We start from the raw sequence: 18,764 nt of genomic DNA on the forward strand, positions 1-18,764 counted from the left end.
CACTGCGGGAGCTGAGGTACTGCAGGCGCTGAGGCACCGCGGGCGCTGGAGGGCGAGCCCCGTCCGGGGGAGGGGGTCAGCCGCGCAGGAGCACGCCGTGCTCGACCAGCGTGTCCAGCTGCTCCGCCAGCAGCCGCGCCCCGTGCGGGTGGTCGCCGGCTACGGCGACGACGCCTTTGAGGAGGTCCTCCGCGGTGCGCGGCACGGCGGCCAGCTCCCAGAGGAGGGGGCCGAGGCCCCGGAGGACCAGCAGCCGCTCTCCGGCGAGGACGGCGAGGCTGTGCCCGCGCGCATCGTCGACCGAGATCGCGTCGTCCGTCGGCGCGCGCCGGAACCGCACCGTCCCCCCGGCGCCCGGGGCCTCGACCCGCGTGACCGGCGCTTCCGGCCCGAGCGGCACGGGGGACCATTCACGGTGACCGTCGGCCGGAGGCCCGGCGTCGTGCCCGGCACCGGAGAGCAGATCGCGCACCAGCGGCACGAGTGTCTCGGCCTCGGTGTAGGTCAGGCGCAATGCCCCGCCGCACGCGTCGAGCAGCTCGGCTAGCCGGCACAGCCCGCGGGGCAGCTGCGAGAGCGACGACGTCTGGGGGGCCAGGTGCTCCAGAGCCTCGGAGAGCGGCAGCCGGGCGGCCGTCGGCGCGGGCGGGCTACCGTCGGCGAGGACTCGGCCCCGGGCGGGGCCGGTGGTGCTGTCCTCATCCGCCGCGACGGCAATGGGCAGATCATCGGGCAGATCACCGGGCGAGGGCTCCTGCCGGTCCAGCACGGCGATCCGGCGCAGCACGGGCGCCGCGGGAGCCGGCAGCAGACCGAGCTCGTCCGGGCCCGCCTGGCGCTTCGGACGCCGGCCCGAGGGCGGCAGCAGCGACAGGGGCTTCGGGAAGGGCACGATCCCGGCGTCGCTCCTCACCACCACGGTCTCGTCGGTGAGGTAGCCGAAGTGCCGGCCGAGCACCCGGGTGGCGGTCGTCTTGCCGACGCCACTGGCCGCGACGAGCGCGACCGCCGCACCGGTCTCCGGCAGCGCGAGCGCGGCCCCGTGCAGCATCACGGCGTCGCCGCGTCCCGACTCGATAGCAGCACCGGTCGCCGTGTAGACCAGACGCTCGTGGAACCCCTCCCAGTCGTGGCCGGGGTGCTTCAGGAGAGCGTCGTCCGCGTCACCGGCGTCGACGACGGGCCGGCAGCGGCTCCACGCCGTCTCGAGGGTTCGGGCGTCGGCCTCGTCGAGGCCGGCCGCGGCGAATGTCCCCGCGGCGGCCCGGGCGCGGAAACGCCACCCGCCGGGACGTTCGGGATTGGAGGAGTCAGGCACGAGCTGGCCGGTCAGGAGCGGGCGCTGAGCCAGGCCTGGGCCTCCTTGGCCTGCAGGTTGAGCGCCTTCCCGAGGAACGGCTCGGCGGCCGAGGCGATCTTGCCGCCGAGGAACGGCACACTGGACTTCACCTCGCCGGAGAGCTCGACGACGGTCTCCCCGCCGCGGGCGACCAGGCGCTGGACGGCCTTCACGTCCACGGGCGCGCCCGCGACGTCGACGGCGATGTCCACGGTGCGGCTGCCGTCGGCCGCCGGGGCGGACCAGTTCTCCCGCTGCGTGACCGTCATGGTGGCGCCGACGAACTTGCGGGCCAGATCCGGCAGGCGGTCGGTGGGCACCGCGCGGACGGCGGTCAGCGTGAAGGCCCCCGTGACCGGTCCGGTGACGTCGAAGTCCGTCAGCGTGCCGCCGGCCTTGGCGCTCACGTGCTGCACGAACTCGCGGTCGGCGAAGACCTCGGCGATCCTCTCCGCGGGGTAGGGCAGGGTGGTGGTGGCGTTCAGGGCCATGGAGGTGCTCCTTCGTCGGTGACGTCCGTCTCCCGCCTACTCTATGCGAGCCCCGGCGTCCCCGACGGCACCGCGTTGCCGGACGCGGTCCGGCTCCGGTCGGGACGCGGCCCCGTCCACAGGTCGGTCGGCGTCGCGGCGCCGCGGGCGGGGCGAGGGGGTAATCTGGTACAGCTCCCGGTATTCCCGTCCTCGGTGGATCCCGGGTCTTCGTGTTGCCCTCCCCACGGACCTCCGAAAGGGAAAACCATGGCTCTCTCCGGCCTGCGCGCTGCGCTCTCCGAGGACCGCACCTTCGCCCAGATCCGCGCCTACGCGTCCAAGCCCTACGAGGCGCGCAGCCGGGATCTCGCCGTCTCCGCGCCGGCCGGCCTGCGGGCCCCGCTCGTCGCCGAGGTGCTCGACGGACTGGCCGCCGCCGGGGCGGAGGGCCGCGACGCCGTCGTACTGGCCGTGACCGCGACCGGCCGGGAGGCCGAGGACCTGACCGCCGGGCTCGCCGCCTACCTGCCCCCGGAGTCGGTGGCGCTGTTCCCCAGCTGGGAGACGCTCCCGCACGAGCGGCTCTCGCCCCGCTCGGACACGGTCGGCCAGCGTCTCGCCGTGCTCCGCCGGCTGCGCCACCCGGACGGGCGGCTGAAGGTCGTCGTCGCCCCCGTCCGTGCCGTGGTGCAGCCGCTCGTCGACGGTCTCGGCGACCTGTCGCCGGTGCACCTGAAGGTCGGCGAGGAACGAGACTTCGAGGACGTGGTTCGCGAGCTCTCCGCCGCGGCCTACGCCCGCGTGGACATGGTGACCCACCGTGGCGAGTTCGCGGTCCGCGGCGGCATCCTGGACGTCTTCCCGCCCACCGAGGACCACCCGCTGCGCATCGAGTTCTTCGGCGACGAGGTGGACCAGATGCGCTGGTTCTCGATCGCCGACCAGCGCTCGCTGTCCGCCAGCGACGGGGCCGTGCCCACGGAGCTGTACGCGCCGCCGTGCCGCGAGCTGCTGATCACCCCGGCCGTGCAGTCGCGGGCCGCGAAGCTCACGTCGGCCATGCCCGCCGCCGCGGACATGCTGGAGAAGATCGCCGGCGGGATCGCCGTGGAGGGGATGGAGTCCCTCGCCCCGCTGCTCGTGGACCGCATGGTCCCGTTCGTGGGCCAGCTCCCGGAGCAGTCCATCGCCGTCGTCATGGAGCCCGAGCGCGTGCGGTCCCGCTCCCACGACCTGGTGGAGACGAACCAGGAGTTCCTCGCCGCGGCGTGGTCCACCGCGTCCGACGGCGGCGCGGCCCCGGTGGACCTGGCGCAGGCCCAGGGAGTGGCCGAGTCCCTGGACGCCGGCAACTTCCGCACCCTCGGCGACACGCTGCGCGACGCCGAGGAGCACCGGGTGTCGTGGTGGTCCATGACGTCGTTGACGCAGGACGAGGAGACCGTCCCCGACGTCGACACGCTCGCCCTGAACGCGCGCGAGCCGCGAGGCTACCGCGGCGACGTCGCGGAGATGCTCGAGTTCATCGGCTCGCGCGTGCGGGACGACTGGCGGCTGGTGGTCGCCACCGACGGCCCCGGCCCGGCCCAGCGCATCGCCGAGCTCCTGCACGACGCCGGGATCCCCTGCCACCGGGTCGGATCCCTGGAGGAGCCGCCGACGCCGGGGCTCATCGAGATCACGACGGCGGTCGCCGGCCGCGGGTTCGTCTTCGACGGGCTCAAGCTCGGCCTGCTGACGGAGGCCGACCTGCTCGGCCGGTCCAGCGCCTACGCGCCCGGCAAGAGCGGGCGGAAGCTCGCGGCCAAGCGGCGCAACGCCGTCGACCCGCTGCAGCTCACCGAGGGCGACGTGGTGGTGCACGAGCAGCACGGCATCGGCCGGTTCGTCGAGCTGATCCAGCGCCGGGTCGGCGGCGGCCAGGACGCGGCCATGCGCGAGTACCTGGTGCTGGAGTACGCGCCGACGAAGCGCGGCGCGCCGGGGGACCGGCTGTTCGTGCCGATGGACCAGCTCGACCAGGTCACCCGCTATGTCGGCGGCGACGCGCCGGCCCTGTCGAAGATGGGCGGCTCGGACTGGGCGAGCACCAAGTCCAAGGCCAAGAAGGCGGTCAAGGAGATCGCCGGCCAGCTGATCCGCCTGTACTCGGCGCGCATGGCCAGCCGCGGTCACGCGTTCGCGCAGGACACGCCGTGGCAGCACGAGCTGGAGGAGGCGTTCCCCTACACGGAGACCCCGGACCAGCTAACCACCATCAACGAGGTCAAGGCCGACATGGAGAAGGACATCCCCATGGACCGCCTGGTCTCCGGCGACGTCGGCTTCGGCAAGACCGAGGTCGCGGTCCGCGCCGCGTTCAAGGCCGTCCAGGACGGCAAGCAGGTCGCCGTGCTCGTGCCGACCACCCTGCTCGCCCGGCAGCACAGCGAGACGTTCTCCGAGCGGTTCGCCGGTTTCCCCGTCCGGGTGGCGGCGCTCTCGCGCTTCCAGACCGCCAAGGAGGCCAAGGACATTCTCGCCGGGCTGGAGGACGGAAGCATCGACGTCGTCGTCGGCACCCACCGCCTGCTCGGAAAGGGCGTGGAGTTCAAGGACCTCGGCCTGGTCATCGTCGACGAGGAGCAGCGCTTCGGCGTCGAGCACAAGGAGGCGCTCAAGACGCTGCGCACGAACGTCGACGTGCTCTCGATGTCAGCGACGCCGATCCCGCGCACCCTGGAGATGAGCCTGACCGGCATTCGCGAGACGTCGACCCTGGCGACCGCGCCCGAGGAGCGCCACCCGGTCCTCACGTACGTCGGTGCCTACACTGACAGGCAGGTCACGGCCGCGATCCGGCGCGAGCTGATGCGCGACGGGCAGGTCTTCTTCGTCCACAACCGCGTGTCCTCGATCGACCGGATCGCTGCGCAGCTGCGCGAGCTCGTGCCCGAGGCGCGCGTGGAGGTCGCCCACGGGAAGATGAGCGAGGCGCAGCTGGAGCGCATCATGGTGGACTTCTGGGAGCGCAAGTTCGATGTGCTGGTGTCCACGACGATCATCGAGACCGGTCTGGACATCTCCAACGCCAACACCCTGATCGTGGACCGGGCCGATGCCTACGGTCTGAGCCAGCTGCACCAGCTGCGCGGTCGCGTGGGACGCGGACGCGAGCGCGCCTACGCCTACTTCCTCTGGAACGCGGAGAAGCCCCTCGGCGAGGTGGCGCTCGAACGGCTCAAGGCCGTGGCGGCGCACAACGAGCTCGGCGCCGGCTTCCAGCTGGCGATGAAGGACCTCGAGATCCGCGGTGCGGGAAACCTGCTCGGCGGCGAGCAGTCCGGCCACATCGCGGGCGTGGGCTTCGACCTCTACCTGCGGCTCGTCGGCGAGGCCGTCGCCGACTTCCGCGGCGACGCCGAGGAGAAGCCGACCGAGATGAAGATCGAACTGCCCATCAACGCGCATCTGCCGCACGACTACGTGCCGGGCGAACGCCTGCGGCTGGAGGCCTACCGGAAGCTCGCGGCCGCGAACGAGGACGCCGCGATCGACGAGGTGGTCGAGGAGCTGTTGGACCGCTACGGCGATCTGCCGGAGCCCGCCCGTCTGCTCGTCGACGTCGCGCGGTTCCGAGTCCGGGCCCGCGCTGCCGGGCTGACCGACGTGGCGCTGCAGGGGAACTTCGTGAAGTTCGCCCCGGCCGAGCTCCCCGAGTCCCGGCAGCTGCGGCTGGAGCGCATGTACAAGGGGGCGCAGATCAAGCCGGCCCTGAACAACGCGATTCTCATCCCCAAGCCGAGGACGAGCCCGGTCGGCGGCCGCGACTACACCGACCAGGAGATGCTCGAGTGGGTCAACGGCGTCGTGCGGGCCCTCTTCGAGGAGTAGACCGCCCGGGGGAGGGCGTCAGTCCTCGACGGTCTCGACGCCGTCCTTGCCGCCCCACTCGGCGAGGAACTCCTCGCGCGTGAGCGTCTCCAGGTCCCGGCGGACCAGGGCGAGGAGTCCCTCGGCCTCGTCGATGTTGTTGCCGGTGATCCGCAGGATCTCGGCGTCGTTGTCGATCCGCCGCACGACGACGGTCGCGCCCAGGGCGTCGGAACCGTCGCCGCCCAGCAGGGCGTCGGCGAGACCGGCGACCCAGCGGCCGGCGGCTTTGAAGGGGCCGTCGCTGGCCCGCTCGTACGAGGCGTCGTAGTCCTCCGACGCGTGGTGCTGCTCCGCGGCATGACGGCCGTGCGCGGGGCGCTCCTCGTCGAAGGTGTGGTGCTCTCCGGACGGTGCAGACGATGTCACGGTGTTCCCCTTCCTCGTGCGGCCAAGGCTTCCGGGCCTGCCCCCAGTGTAGAGCCGGAGTGCCGGACGCGGCGATGGGCCCCGGCGAGCTGGTCGCCGGGGCCCATCGGGGCTTTCACAAACGCGCTGGTGTCAGCGGCTCTCGCCGGAGGTCGGAGGCGGCGTCGGCAGGTCCTCCGCCGGCGTGCCGGCGACGTTGCTGGAGCCATGGTACGACTGCGGGCGGCTGGAAGAGCCACCCGACGACGCGTTGCCCGTGTCGCCGTCGGACTCCGGGTGGTGCTTGCCGAGCTTGTCGGTGACGCTGTCCTTGGTCTCCTTCACCTTGTCGGCGACCTCGGGCGACTTCTCCTTGATGAAGTTGGCGACGCCCGGGGCCTTCTCCTTGACGGCGTTGGTGACCTGATCGACCTTCGCCTTAGTGTCGGGGTCGTCCCAGATCTCGGACGCCTTGGTCCGGATGGCCTCGTACTTCTCGCGCCCGGCGCGTGCACCCAGCACGTATCCGATCGCGGCGCCGGCTAGCAGGGTAAGAATCCGCATGGTTGTCTCCCTCGGTACCGTTGGTCTCGTCGACGGCTCCGCTTCGGGAGCGCTGCCGTCGTGTGCCCCTACCGTAGGCACAGCGCTACCCCAACGACAATCGGGAGGCCCTGTTAAGGACCTCCCGATTGTCTGAACGGACTCCGAACGCACTCCGGAGACTGCATGGCCAGCTGCTGGCAGGCTCAGATCTCGCGCTTGGCGTGCTCCTGCGCGTGGATGTCCGAACGGCCCAGCAGGTGCTGCGGGATGACGAAGGCCAGCGCGCACAGGGTCAGGCAGGCCAGACCCGGCAGCCAGGCGTTCTCGAGGGTCCAGAAGCTCAGCGCGTAGAGGCCGCCGAAGAAGAGCACCAGCATCACCGCGAAGATGACCAGGTTGGACGCCAGCTGCCCCTGGCCGGAGTAGGCCTTGTTCTTGCCGTTCGAGTACACCGCTACGCTCCTTGGTTCGCGCCCCGCCCTGCGGTCCGCCGGCGCGGGAGGCGGCGGCGTGACGGGGCGGAAATGACTTGCGTTCCGCCTAGTAGGCGGACGACGATTCTGCTCCCTCTACAATAGCAACTCCGGAGCTGGCGCCCAGTCGCGTGGCGCCGGCCGCGATCATCGCCTCGGCATCGGCCAGCGAGCGCACGCCGCCCGAGGCCTTCACGCCGATGTCCGGCCCGACCGTCGCGCGCATCAGCCTCACGTCCTCGACGGTCGCGCCGCCGCCGCCGAAGCCCGTCGACGTCTTCACGAAGTCCGTGCCCGCCGTCACCGCGGCCCGGCACGCCAGGACCTTCTGCTCGTCGTCCAGCATGGCCGTCTCGATGATCACCTTGAGGATCGCGCCGCCATCGTGCACGGCCTCGGCGACGGCGCGGATGTCCTCCACCAGCGCGTCCTCGTCGCCGCGCCTGGCGGCCGCGATGTCGATCACCATGTCGATCTCGTCGGCGCCGGCCGCAACGGCCTGGGCGGCCTCGAATGCCTTGACGGACGTGAGCGTCGCCCCGAACGGGAAGCCGATGACGGAGCACGTCAGCACCCCCGAGCCCGCCAGCTCCGCGGCGACCAGCGGAACCCAGACGGGGTTCACGCAGACGGACTTGAAGCCGTACTTCTTCGCCTCCTCCACCACGGTCAGGATGTCCTCCCGCGGGGCGTCCTGCTTCAGCAGGGTGTGGTCGATGTAGCTGGCGATATCGCTCATGGTTCCTCCGGGGAAAATCGTGGAGAGCTGTCGATGGTGGTGGTTGGGTGCCGGCGGGTCGCGCCCACCGGAGAGGGTGGGCCTAGCGCTGCTCCGCGACGCCCAGGGCGGCTGCGACGTCGGCCCGGACCCGGGCGAGCCGTTCCGCGGCTCGGTCGCGGGCGTCGGCGAGGCCGTCCGCGGCGGGCACGGCCTCGACGACCTCGAGGTAGCACTTCAGCTTCGGCTCCGTGCCGCTCGGGCGGACGATCGCGCGCGTGTCGTCCGCGGTGAGGTAGAGCAGGGCGTCGGTCGGGGGCAGGGCGGCGGACCCGGTCCGCAGGTCCAGCGAGGTGAGGACCTCCGAGCCGGCGAGGCCGCGCGGCGGCTCCGCCCGGAGCCGGCGCATCATGGCCCCGAGCTCGTCCAGGGAGGCGACGCGGACCGAGAGCTGGTCCGTCGCGTAGACGCCGTGCTCGACGGCGAGCCGGTCCAACTCCCCGGGCAGCGAGCTGCCGGCCGCTTTGAGGCCGGCGGCGAGGTCGGCCAGCAGGAGGGCCGCCGAGATCCCGTCCTTGTCGCGGACCAGGTCCGGGGTGACGCAGTACCCGAGCGCCTCCTCGTAGCCGTAAGCCAGCCCGGGGACACGGGCGATCCACTTGAAGCCGGTCAGCGTCTCGCGGTGCGCGATCCCGTGCCGGGCCGCGATCCGTCCGAGCAGTCGGGAGGAGACGATCGAGTTCGCGAAGACCGGCTCCTCCTGGTCCGTCCCCCGGTCTGCCGTCCCGGTGCCGTCCCGCCGGGGGGCTCGCTCCGCCGCACCGACGAGCCGGGCAGCCAGGGACTCCCCGAGGAGTGCCCCGACCTCGTCGCCGCGGAGCATGCGCCAGAGGACGGCGCCGTCGTCGTCGAGGGCGGGGACCGCCGCTGCGCAGCGGTCGGCGTCGGGATCGTTCGCGATCACGAGGTCGGCACCGACCTCGGCGGCGCGTGCGAGGGCGAGGTCCATGGCGCCGGGTTCCTCCGGGTTCGGGAACGCGACGGTGGGGAAGTCCGGGTCCGGGGCGGCCTGCTCGGCCACCGGGGTCACCCGGGTGAAGCCGGCCCCGGCGAGGACGCGCTGCATGGTCTCGCCGCCGACGCCGTGCAGGGAGGTCAGGACGATGCCGAGGCCGGCGCGCTCGCCCCGGTTGGCATCGGTAACGGGGGAGAGCCCGACGACGTCGCGGACGTACTGGTCCACGATCTCCTCGTCGAGCACCTCCCAGCCCGATGCGGCGAGCGGGATCGAATCGAGGGCGCCGTCGTACCGGATCTCCGCGGCGATGGCCGCGTCCAGTGGGGCGACGATCTGGGAGCCGCGGCCGTCGGCGTCCACGGCCCGGCCGCCGAGGTAGACCTTGTAGCCGTTGTCCTGCGGGGGATTGTGGCTGGCGGTCACCATGACGCCGGCCTCGGCATCGAGCGCTCGGACGGCCCGCGCCAGGACCGGCGTCGGCAGGGTCCGCGGGAGGAGCGACGCCTCGATCCCCGCGGCGGTGAGGATGGCCGCCGTCTCCTCCGCGAAGACGTCCGAGTCGTAGCGGCCGTCGAACCCGACGACGGCGCGCGGGGTGTACTGGCCATCGGCCGTCTTCAGGAGGAAGGCCGCGAGACCGGCGGCGGTTCGGCGCACCACCTGGCGGTTCATCCGGTTCGGCCCCGCGGCGAGGGCCGCGCGCAGCCCGGCGGTGCCGAACTCGAGGGTCGTGCTGAAACGGCCCTCCAGTTCCGCGCGGGCGGAGGCGTCGCCGGACTCCACCGCCGCGACGAGCCGGGTGAGCTCCTCGGCGGTGGCAGGGTCCGGATCCTCCGTGATCCAGCGGCGGGCCTCGGCCAGCAGATCGGCGGGCGGGTACGGGCGGGCGTCCTCGGGGATGCTCATGGGCGGGGCCTCAGATCCGGTCGACGATCTCGGCGAGCAGCTGGGAGATGCGCGGTCCGGCGGCCCGGCCGGCCTCGATGACCTCCTCGTGGCTGAGCGGCTCGTCGCTGATGCCCGCCGCGAGGTTGGTGACCAGTGACATGCCGAAGACCTCCATCCCGGCGTGGCGGGCCGCGATGGCCTCGAGCGCGGTGGACATGCCGACCAGGTCCGCACCGATGCGCTGGGCGTACTGGACCTCGGCCGGGGTCTCGTAGTGGGGGCCGGTGAACTGGGCGTAGACGCCCTCGTCCAGCGAGGGGTCCACGCTCCGGGCCAGCTCGCGCAGGCGGGGGGAGTAGAGGTCCGTGAGGTCCACGAACGTGGCGCCCTCCAGCGGCGACGAGGCGGTGAGATTGATGTGGTCGCTGATGAGGACCGGGGTTCCGGGCGTCCAGGCCGGGTTCAGGCCGCCGCAGCCGTTGGTCAGCACGACGGTGCGGCAGCCGGCGGCTGCGGCGGTCCGGACGCCGTGGACGACGGCGCGCACGCCCCGGCCCTCGTAGAAGTGCGTGCGGGCTCCGAGCACCAGGATCCGGCGGCCGGACGGGGTGAGGACCGAGCGCACCGTGCCGACGTGACCGGCGACGGCGGGCGCGTGGAACCCGGGCAGTTGGTCGGCCGGGATGGTGTGCGTCGTCTCGCCGAGCAGATCGGCTGCGCCGCCCCACCCGGAGCCGAGCACGAGCGCGACGTCGTGGGAGTCCACGCCCGTGGCCTCGGAGATGGCGGCGGCGGCCTCTGCGGCCAGGTCGAAGGGTTCGTTCACATGGTGGCTCACGGGCACTAACTTACCGGTTGTCCCGGCTCGCGTCCGGGCCGGATCCCGGACGCGGCCTCCGGGCCGTGATCCCCGGCGCACCGCCGCGGGATGCGACGCGGGGACATCTGATAGACAATGGGCGCGTGACCTCTACTCATGCGCTGAAGAACATCCGTCTCGTCATCATCGGCGGTGGCCCCGGCGGCTACGAGGCCGCGATGGTCGCCACCCACCTCGGAGCCGACGTCACCCTCGTCGAGCGACAGGGGCTGGGCGGCTCGACCGTCCTGACCGACGTCGTGCCCTCCAAGACCCTCATCGCCACGGCCGATGCCATGCGCCGCGTGAGCAGCGCCGTGCACTTCGGCGTCCAGGTGGGCGCCGAGGAGGCGACGGCAGACCTCGGGATCGTGAACCAGCGGCTGCTGGCGCTCGCCAAGGACCAGTCCAGCGACATCCACGCCGGCCTCGAGCGCGCCGGCGTGCGGATCGTCCTCGGCGAGGGCCGCCTCGAGGACACGAGGACCGTCGCCGTGAAGTGCCTCGACGGCAGCGAGGAGCGGCTCGAGGCCGACGCCGTGCTCCTGGCCGTCGGCGCCAAGGCCCGCGAGCTGCCCACGGCCAAGCCGGACGGCGAGCGGATCTTCAACTGGACGCAGATCTACAACCTGCAGGAGATCCCGGAGCATCTGATCGTCGTCGGCTCCGGTGTGACCGGTGCCGAGTTCGCCTCGGCCTACAACCTCCTGGGCACCAAGGTCACATTGGTGTCCTCCCGCGACCACGTCCTCCCCGGCGAGGACGCGGACGCGGCGAAGGTGCTGGAGACGGCATTCGAGCGCAACGGCATCACGGTCAAGAGCAAGGTCCGCGCCGAGGCCGTCGAGCGCGAGGGCGACACCGTGAAGGTGACGCTGAACTCCGGCGAGGTCGTCGAGGGCAGCCACTGCCTGGTCGCCGTCGGCGGCATCCCCAACACGGCCGACCTCGGCCTGGAGGAGGCCGGCGTCGAGGTCGGCGACTCCGGGCACATCAAGGTCGACGGCGTCTCCCGCACCACGGCGAGCGGGATCTATGCCGCCGGCGACTGCACGGGCGTCTTCGCGCTCGCCTCCGTCGCGGCCATGCAGGGCCGCATCGCGATCGCGCACCTGATGGGCGACGCCGTGAAGCCGCTGAAGCTGACCGAGGTCTCGGCGAACATCTTCACCAGCCCCGAGATCGCCACCGTCGGCGTGACCGAGCAGGAGGTCGCCGACGGGAAGTACCAGGCGGACATCATCAAACTCGATCTGCAGACGAACGCCCGCGCCAAGATGATGAACGTCTCCGAGGGGTTCGTGAAGATCCTCGCCCGCAAGGGCTCCGGCACGGTGGTCGGCGGCGTCGTGGTGGCTCCCCGCGCCTCCGAGCTGATCTTCCCGATCGGTCTGGCGGTCCGCAAGCGACTGCACGTCGACGACCTGGCGGAGACCTTCACCGTGTATCCGTCGCTGGCCGGCTCGATCTCCGAGGCGGCGCGCAGGCTGCACGTCCACCTGTAGCGGCCTGGCAGCGGGCGGGGCGGCCTGGCGGCGGGCGGGGCGGCCTGCCGGAGCGGGCGCCCCGCCCCGGGGTGGGGCCCGATCCGGCACGCTGCCGCCCGCCCCGGCTGACATGGACGCATACTGTTCACATTCTGGACATAACGTCCACAATATGGCGAGCGCTTCCTAGGATGAGAGACCATCACATCCATCCGAGTGAGAAGGAAGTACCGTGACTGCCCCAGTCCCCACCGCCCCGTCGGCGGGCGGCACGCGTCCCGCCGCCAACACGCGCGGCCGCGTCATCTTCGCCAGCTTGATCGGCACCACGATCGAGTTCTACGACTTCTACATCTACGCCACCGCGTCGGTGCTCGTCTTCCCGGCCCTGTTCTTCCCGAACGCCACGGAGATCAACGCCATCCTCAGCGCCTTCGCCATCTTCGGCGTCGCCTTCGTGGCACGCCCGCTGGGCTCCATCCTGTTCGGGCACTTCGGCGACAAGATCGGCCGCAAGGGCACGCTGGTCGCCTCCCTGCTCACCATGGGCATCGCGACATTCCTGATCGGCTTCCTGCCCGCCGCTCAGGGCAGCTTCGTGGTGCTCGCGCCCGTGATGCTGGTGCTGCTGCGCTTCGCCCAGGGCCTCGCCCTCGGCGGCGAGTGGTCCGGTGCCGCGCTGCTGGCCACGGAGAACGCGCCGCCCGGCAAGCGCGCCGTCTATGGAACGTTCCCGCAGCTCGGAGCGCCGATCGGCTTCATCGTCGCCAACCTGCTCTTCGTGGCCCTGCAGCTGATGCTGTCGCCTGAGCAGTTCCAGGCCTGGGGCTGGCGCGTCCCGTTCGTCCTCTCCGCGGTCATGGTCGCAGTCGGCCTGTACGTCCGGCTGAAGCTCGTCGAGTCGGTCGCCTTCACCAACGTGCTGGAGCAGAAGAAGGTGGCGAAGTCGCCGCTGGCCGCCACGTTCAAGCACCACTGGCGCCCGGTCCTCGCCGGCACGTTCATCATGCTGGCCACCTACGTGCTCTTCTACCTCATGACCTCCTTCACGCTGACGTACGGGACCGCGAAGACCGAGGAGCAGGCCCGGGCGGCCGCTGCCGAGACCGGGGAGGCGTTCGATCCGGCGGCCTTCGTGCCGGGTCTGGGCATCGACCGGCCCCTGTTCCTGACGATGCTCATCATCGGCGTCGTGTTCTTCGGCATTTTCACGGTCGTCTCCGGGCCGCTGGCCGAGAAGTTCGGCCGCCGCAAGTTCCTGCTCTGGGTGACCTCCGGGATCCTGGTCTTCGGTGCGGCCTGGTCGCTGTTCTTCGGTCCGGGCACCGGCGCCGCCATGGCCGGCCTGATCGTCGGATTCACGCTCATGGGCCTGACGTTCGGGCCGATGGCGGCCGTCCTGCCCGAACTCTTCCCGGCGAACGTCCGCTACACGGGCTCGGCCGTGGCCTACAACCTCTCCTCGGTCATCGGTGCCGCGCCGGCCTCCTTCGTGGCCATCGCCCTGTGGCAGGCCGGAGGCGGCAACACGGTCCTGGTCGGCGTCTACCTGGCGCTCGCCGCAGTACTGACGTTCGTGGCCCTCTGGCTGACCCGCGAGACGCGCGACGTGGACTACGACAACAACGTCGGCTGAGCGCACCCTCCGCGAACGACGACGGGGTCCGGCACCATCGGTGCCGGACCCCGTCGTCTCTGACGCTTGCGGGGGCGCTACTGGCGGAGCCAGGCCGTCGACTCGCCCGGCAGCGCGCTGCCCGTGACCTCCGTGCTGGCGACGAGCACGTCGCCCTCGGGCAGCGGGAACGGCTCGATGCCGAAGTTCGTGACCGTCAGCCACCCGCCCGGCCGGCGGAACGCCAGCACGTCCTCGCGCCCGGTCTCGACCCACTCGAGGCGCTCCTCCGTCTGGAGCTCGCGCCGGAGGCGGAGCGCCGTCCGGTACAGCTCGAGAGTCGAGCCCTCGACGCCGGACTCCGCCTCGACCGAGTAGTCGCCGAACCAGGCCGGCTGCGGCAGGTGCGCGTCGCCGTCGCCGAACCCGAAGGACGAGCCCGCGCGCGTCCACGGCAGCGGGACGCGGCAGCCGTCGCGGCCCTTCTCGACGCCGCGGTTGCGGAAGAAGGCCGGGTCCTGGCGGGCCTCGTCGGGGATGTCCCCGACCTCGTGCAGCCCCAGCTCCTCGCCCTGGTAGAGGTAGGCCGAACCGGGCAGCCCCAGCTCGAACAGCGAGGCGGCGCGAGCCCGGCGCTCCCCGCGGGTGCGGTCCAGCTGGTCCTCCGGCGCCCCGGCGAGAATCCAGGCCGCGCCCTGCTTCAGGTCCTGCTCGGTGCTGCCGACGGCGGCGGACAGCGGCGGCAGGCCGTACCGGGTGGCGTGCCGGACGACGTCGTGGTTGGAGAGGACCCACGTCGACGACGAGCCGGACTCGGCGGCCAGCGCGAGGCTGTCGACCACGACCTCCTTGAACGCGGCGGCGTCGAACTCCTGCGTCAGCAGGTCGAACTCGAACGCCTGGCCGAGCCCGTCGGCGCTGGCGTACCGCGGGCGGCGGTGGCGCTCGACCCAGGCCTCCGCGACGGCGGTCCGGGGCGGGTCGTAGGCGTCGAAGACCTTCCGCCACTCGGCGTAGATCTCGTGCACGTCGTCGCGGTCCCAGATCGGGTGCTGGCCGCCGCCGCGCGGGATGGCGTCCAGCTCCGCCTTCGACGGCAGCGGATCGGTCAGGTCCTTGGTCAGCGCGTGGGCCACGTCGATGCGGTATCCGTCGACGCCGCGGTCGGACCAGAAGCGCAGGGTCTCCAGGAAGTCGGCGCGCACCTCCGGGTTGGCCCAGTTGAAGTCGGGCTGCTCGGAGGCGAAGAGGTGCAGGTACCACTGCCCGTCCTCCACCCGGGTCCAGGCCGGTCCGCCGAAGATGCTCTGCCAGTCCGTCGGCGGCTCGGAGCCGTCCGGGCCCTGGCCGTCGCGGAAGATGTAGCGCTCCCGCTCCGGGCTCCCGGGACCGGCGGCGAGGGCCTCCTGGAACCACGCGTGGTCGTTCGAGGAGTGGTTCGGCACGATGTCCACCACCACCTTGATGCCCTCGGCGTGGAGGGCGGCGACCATCTCGTCGAACTCCTCGAGCGTGCCGATGCGCGGGTCGACGTCGCGGTAGTCCGCGACGTCGTATCCGCCGTCGGCCAGCGCGGAGGGGTAGAACGGGCTCAGCCAGACGGCGTCGATGCCGAGCTCGGCGAGGTACGGGACCCGGGAGATGATGCCCTTCAGGTCCCCGATGCCGTCGCCGTTGGCGTCGGCGAAGCTGCGCGGGTAGATCTGGTACACCGCCGCCTGGCGCCACCAGGTGGCGGTGGAGTCCGTCGGGGCGACGACGGCGCCCGTGACGTCGGCCTGCTCGGCGCCGTTCTGCTGGGCGTCGTTCTGCTGGGCGTCGTTCTGCTGGGTCAGGGTCATGGGGACTTCCTTTCGGTCCGTGAATGAGTCGGTAGGGGACTGAGTCGTCGGGTGTGGTCGGTGTGCCGGCCCGTCCGTCGGGCCGGCGCCGTCGGACGGGGGACTACTTCACGGCGCCCTGGGTCACTCCGGAGAGGACCCAGCGCTGCGTGAAGACGAAGGCGACGATCGCCGGGGCCATCGCCATGAGATAGGACGCGAAGGACACGTGGTAGTTGCTGCTGAACTGGCTCTGGAAGAGCTGGTTCACCACCGGCAGCGTCTGCAGGCTCGGATCCGAGATGATCATGGAGGGCATCATGAAGTCGTTCCAGGAGAAGAGGAACGCGAAGATCCCCACCGTCGCGGCCATCGGGGAGAGCACCGGGAAGATGATCCGCCAGAACGTCTGCCCGGTCGAGGCGCCGTCCATGCGGGCGGCCTCCTCCAGTTCGCCGGGCATGTTCCGGAGGAACGTGGTCAGCAGCAGGACGTTGAACCCCAGCATGAACATGACATGCAGGATGCCCACGCCGAGCGGGGTGTCGAGCCCGACGAGTCCGCTGAGCTTGATCTGCGAGAGAGCGAGCACGGGGAACGGCAGGAACATCGCGGCCAGGAGGTAGAAGAACGCGAACCTGAAGAAGCGGCGCTCCCAGTTGGCGTGGATCGCGTAGGCCGCCATGCTGCTGATCAGGACGGCCCCCGCGACGGCGATGGCGGAGACGAGGACGGAGAGGCCGAAGGAGACCGGGAAGTCGGTCAGCCGCCAGGCCTCCACGAAGCCCTCCACGCTGATCGGGTTCGGCAACGCGAACGCCTCGCCCTGGACGGCCTGGGCACCGGTCTTGAACGCCATGGACACGGTGACGAACAAGGGGACGAGCACCGCGAGGGTGCACACGGCGAGGCCGAGGGTCAGCGGCAGGTTGTACTTGTCCCGGCCGAGCCGCGCCCTGGAGCGGTTGGTGGGGACCCTGCGGGTGGTCCCGATCGATTCGATGGTCCGCGTTGACATGGTCACTGGTCCTTTCGGCGCATCAGGCGCAGCTGCACGACGGCGATGGCCAGGGTGATCAGGAAGAAGATCGTGGCGGTGGCCATCTGGTAGGCGTAGTCACCGGTCTCGAAGCCGGAGAAGATCGTCATGGCCACCGAACGGGTCGAGGTTCCCGGGCCGCCGTCGGTCAGGCCCACGATGATGTCGTAGGCGTTGAGGAAGTTCTTGAAGGTGATGATCACGTTGATGCCGATGTAGCCGGCCATGAGGGGGATGGTGATCATCTTCATCTGCTTCCACGGGCCGGCGCCGTCGAGGGCGGAGGCCTCGTAGAGGTCGGCCGGGATGGCGAGGAGGCCCGCGATGAAGATGAGCAGGGCCTGGGGCACGGCCTGCCACGCGGTGACGATCACGATCGACAGCCATGCGAGGTCCGGATTCGCGAGGATGCTCTCCTCGAGCGGGCCGAAGCCCACGGCCTGTGCCGCCGTCGGAAGCGTCTTGGCGAAGAGGAAGTGGAAGACGAACGCGATGATGATGGGGGAGACGACCATCGGGATCACGAAGATCGCCCGCAGGGGCACGCGGGCACGGATCTGCGCCGTCAGTCCCACCGCGAGGAGGAACGCGACGACGTTGGTGGCTACGACGGTCACGGCCGAGAACCAGAGCGTGAACCAGAACGAGGCCATGATCGCCGGGTCGGTGAACATGAGCTGGTAGTTCGCCAGCCCCACGAAGTCCCACTCGCCGTAGCCGACCGAGTTGGTGAAGCTGAAGAAGACGCCCATGACGGCCGGAAGGGCGATGCACAGTGTGAAGGCGATGAGCGTGGGCAGGAGGAAGAACAGGTGTGTGGCGTCGGGCCGGCGTTTCGGGGTCGGCCTCAGTCCGGCCGGCGCGGTGGCCGTCGGCGCCTCAGTTGACGTGAGGGTCATGATGCTCCTTGAGTGATCCGCCGGTCAGGCGCGCTTGGCGAGACGGGCCCAGTCGGCGTCGAGCGTGGCGAGCATCCGCTCGAGATCCGCTCCGAAGACGACGTCCTGGCAGTAGTTGTAGAAGGGGATGTTCGTCGGGATGCCCTGGGAGACTCCCTGGTAGACGGCTCCGCGGTCCACGTAGGGCTGCATCGGCGCGATCCGCGGGTCCCTGACCGGAGGGGCATCCGTGCGGACGCCGAAGCCGAGCGCGAACTCGTTGTAGGCGTCCTGGATCTCGGGCCGGGCCAGGAACCGGAGCAGTTCGCGGGCCTCGTCCCGGTGCTTCGCGTGCTCCGGGATCCACAGCGCGAGGTCGAGATTGACGCGGACCTTGTTGTCGGCGGGGTCCTCGGTCATCGGCAGTGGGAACGTGCCGACCTGCGCGTCCGGGTTGATCTTCCCGATCTCCACGAGGGCCCACGGGCCCTGCAGGTACATGGCCGCCTGACCGTTGGCGAAGGCGTTGTTGCCGTCGCCGTAGTTGCGTCCGTTGGCGTCCCCCTGGTGGTAGGGCAGCAGGGCGAGCATCTTCTCCAGCGGCTCGCGCAGGACCTTGCTGAAGGAGACGCGGGAGTCGGGCCCGACGTCCGGCCCGAGGTCGCGGAGCTGCTGGAAGAGGTTGATGACGTCGACCATTCCGCCGACCGTGTAGTCGACGAGGCCCTGGGCGATGGTCCAGGGGTCCGCCCACGTGCCATAGATCGGCGTCACCCCGGCGTCCTGGAACGTCTCGCAGGCGGCGATGAACTCGCTGTGCGTGGTGGGGACCTCGACGTCGTGCTGGGCGAAGATCTCCTGGTTGTAGACCACCGCCGCGGACATCATCGAGTAGGGCAGCACGGAGAGGCGCCCCGGGTAGGTCGGGTAGAGCTCGAGCTGCTCCTTCACCGAGTCGGTGATCATCGCGGCCTCGGGGAGATCCGAGAGATCGCTCAGCTCCCCGCGCTCCTGGAAGCGCGCCATCTCGTAGTTGTAGAGCTGGAGGGCCAGATCCGGCGGCGAGCTGCGCACGAACTGACCGTTGAGGGTTCCCTCGCTGGTGTCGTGGATCGGTCGGATCCCCGGATGCTCGGAGCGGAACTGCTCGAGCAGGTCGCCGATGTACGGGATGACCTCGCGCTTGGTCTGGTAGAAGCGGATCTCGGTCGCCTCGGCGGCGTCCGCGGAGCATCCGGCGAGGCCGAGGCTGGCGAGCCCCGCGGCCCCGGCGAGGAAGCGCCGCCGGGACACGGTCGGAGGTTGCGGTGTAGCCATACTCGTCTCCTTTGTGGAGTAGAGGAAGACCCGG

The 18,764-nt window shown here is 71.1% G+C and carries 15 protein-coding genes; 3 read left to right on the forward strand and 12 right to left on the reverse strand.

All coding sequences use genetic code 11. The features are described 5' to 3' along the window. Positions 1–76: 76 nt before the first annotated feature. Together RIN46_RS05965 and RIN46_RS05970 are read right to left on the reverse strand one after the other, a co-directional pair. A complete protein-coding gene (locus tag RIN46_RS05965) occupies positions 77–1,318 on the reverse strand; it encodes a hypothetical protein (RefSeq protein ID WP_309080387.1) in 1,242 nt (413 codons plus the stop codon). A gap of 11 nt (positions 1,319–1,329) precedes the next feature. Beyond that, positions 1,330–1,830 (reverse strand): DUF2505 domain-containing protein, encoded by a 501-nt coding sequence (locus tag RIN46_RS05970; protein WP_309080386.1) that lies wholly within the window; start codon positions 1,828–1,830, stop codon positions 1,330–1,332. A gap of 249 nt (positions 1,831–2,079) precedes the next feature. On the opposite strand from RIN46_RS05970, the gene mfd reads away from it, so the two are divergent. Continuing rightward, the gene (mfd, locus tag RIN46_RS05975; RefSeq protein ID WP_309080385.1) at positions 2,080–5,685 is read left to right on the forward strand and encodes a transcription-repair coupling factor; all 3,606 of its coding nucleotides are present in this window, start codon (positions 2,080–2,082) and stop codon (positions 5,683–5,685) included. Between the two features lie 18 nt (positions 5,686–5,703). On the opposite strand, the gene RIN46_RS05980 is transcribed toward mfd, so the two are convergent. From RIN46_RS05980 to RIN46_RS06005, 6 genes are all read right to left on the reverse strand, one after another. After that, complete coding sequence (locus RIN46_RS05980; RefSeq protein ID WP_309080384.1) at positions 5,704–6,093, reverse strand: hypothetical protein; 390 nt, start codon at positions 6,091–6,093, stop codon at positions 5,704–5,706. A 132-nt stretch (positions 6,094–6,225) separates the two neighbouring features. After that, positions 6,226–6,636 carry a YtxH domain-containing protein gene (locus RIN46_RS05985; protein ID WP_309080383.1) on the reverse strand — a complete coding sequence of 137 codons (411 nt, stop codon included), beginning with the start codon at positions 6,634–6,636 and terminating at the stop codon, positions 6,226–6,228. 185 nt (positions 6,637–6,821) lie between these two features. Next, positions 6,822–7,070: a hypothetical protein gene (locus RIN46_RS05990; RefSeq protein ID WP_309080382.1), complete on the reverse strand. Its 249-nt coding sequence runs from the start codon at positions 7,068–7,070 to the stop codon at positions 6,822–6,824. Between the two features lie 88 nt (positions 7,071–7,158). Beyond that, entirely contained in the window at positions 7,159–7,830 is a 672-nt protein-coding gene (gene deoC / locus RIN46_RS05995) for a deoxyribose-phosphate aldolase (RefSeq protein WP_309080381.1), read from the reverse strand. An 82-nt stretch (positions 7,831–7,912) separates the two neighbouring features. Next, positions 7,913–9,733 carry a phospho-sugar mutase gene (locus RIN46_RS06000; RefSeq protein ID WP_309080380.1) on the reverse strand — a complete coding sequence of 607 codons (1,821 nt, stop codon included), beginning with the start codon at positions 9,731–9,733 and terminating at the stop codon, positions 7,913–7,915. A 10-nt stretch (positions 9,734–9,743) separates the two neighbouring features. Beyond that, positions 9,744–10,553 carry a purine-nucleoside phosphorylase gene (locus RIN46_RS06005; RefSeq protein ID WP_375141846.1) on the reverse strand — a complete coding sequence of 270 codons (810 nt, stop codon included), beginning with the start codon at positions 10,551–10,553 and terminating at the stop codon, positions 9,744–9,746. Positions 10,554–10,678: 125 nt separating this feature from the next. Here RIN46_RS06005 and RIN46_RS06010 point away from each other — a divergent pair, with 125 nt between their 5' ends. Together RIN46_RS06010 and RIN46_RS06015 are read left to right on the forward strand one after the other, a co-directional pair. Further along, positions 10,679–12,079, forward strand: coding sequence for an NAD(P)H-quinone dehydrogenase (locus RIN46_RS06010; protein WP_309080379.1), 1,401 nt, complete (start codon positions 10,679–10,681; stop codon positions 12,077–12,079). 214 nt (positions 12,080–12,293) lie between these two features. Continuing rightward, positions 12,294–13,697, forward strand: a complete 1,404-nt coding sequence (locus RIN46_RS06015; protein WP_309080378.1) for an MFS transporter — start codon at positions 12,294–12,296, stop codon at positions 13,695–13,697. 77 nt (positions 13,698–13,774) lie between these two features. On the opposite strand, the gene RIN46_RS06020 is transcribed toward RIN46_RS06015, so the two are convergent. The 4 genes from RIN46_RS06020 to RIN46_RS06035 form a co-directional block, all read right to left on the reverse strand. After that, positions 13,775–15,517 carry a glycoside hydrolase family 13 protein gene (locus tag RIN46_RS06020; RefSeq protein WP_309080377.1) on the reverse strand — a complete coding sequence of 581 codons (1,743 nt, stop codon included), beginning with the start codon at positions 15,515–15,517 and terminating at the stop codon, positions 13,775–13,777. Positions 15,518–15,620: 103 nt separating this feature from the next. Further along, entirely contained in the window at positions 15,621–16,514 is an 894-nt protein-coding gene (locus tag RIN46_RS06025) for a carbohydrate ABC transporter permease (protein WP_309080376.1), read from the reverse strand. A 2-nt stretch (positions 16,515–16,516) separates the two neighbouring features. After that, the gene (locus RIN46_RS06030) at positions 16,517–17,434 is read right to left on the reverse strand and encodes a sugar ABC transporter permease (protein WP_309080375.1); all 918 of its coding nucleotides are present in this window, start codon (positions 17,432–17,434) and stop codon (positions 16,517–16,519) included. Between the two features lie 24 nt (positions 17,435–17,458). After that, entirely contained in the window at positions 17,459–18,730 is a 1,272-nt protein-coding gene (locus tag RIN46_RS06035) for an extracellular solute-binding protein (RefSeq protein WP_309080374.1), read from the reverse strand. Between the last annotated feature and the right edge of the window lie 34 nt (positions 18,731–18,764).

This window comes from Zhihengliuella sp., from assembly GCF_031178195.1.
GTDB lineage: Bacteria > Actinomycetota > Actinomycetes > Actinomycetales > Micrococcaceae > Zhihengliuella.

What these genes read in the sequence shown, in the direction of transcription:
- mfd (WP_309080385.1), top strand. Translation starts at nt 2,080, where the DNA reads ATGGCTCTCTCCGGCCTGCGCGCTGCGCTCTCCGAGGACCGCACCTTC.
- RIN46_RS05985 (WP_309080383.1), bottom strand. Translation starts at nt 6,636, where the DNA reads ATGCGGATTCTTACCCTGCTAGCCGGCGCCGCGATCGGATACGTGCTG.
- deoC (WP_309080381.1), bottom strand. Translation starts at nt 7,830, where the DNA reads ATGAGCGATATCGCCAGCTACATCGACCACACCCTGCTGAAGCAGGAC.
- RIN46_RS06030 (WP_309080375.1), bottom strand. Translation starts at nt 17,434, where the DNA reads ATGACCCTCACGTCAACTGAGGCGCCGACGGCCACCGCGCCGGCCGGA.
- RIN46_RS06020 (WP_309080377.1), bottom strand. Translation starts at nt 15,517, where the DNA reads ATGACCCTGACCCAGCAGAACGACGCCCAGCAGAACGACGCCCAGCAG.
- RIN46_RS06035 (WP_309080374.1), bottom strand. Translation starts at nt 18,730, where the DNA reads ATGGCTACACCGCAACCTCCGACCGTGTCCCGGCGGCGCTTCCTCGCC.
- RIN46_RS06000 (WP_309080380.1), bottom strand. Translation starts at nt 9,733, where the DNA reads ATGAGCATCCCCGAGGACGCCCGCCCGTACCCGCCCGCCGATCTGCTG.
- RIN46_RS05970 (WP_309080386.1), bottom strand. Translation starts at nt 1,830, where the DNA reads ATGGCCCTGAACGCCACCACCACCCTGCCCTACCCCGCGGAGAGGATC.
- RIN46_RS06025 (WP_309080376.1), bottom strand. Translation starts at nt 16,514, where the DNA reads ATGTCAACGCGGACCATCGAATCGATCGGGACCACCCGCAGGGTCCCC.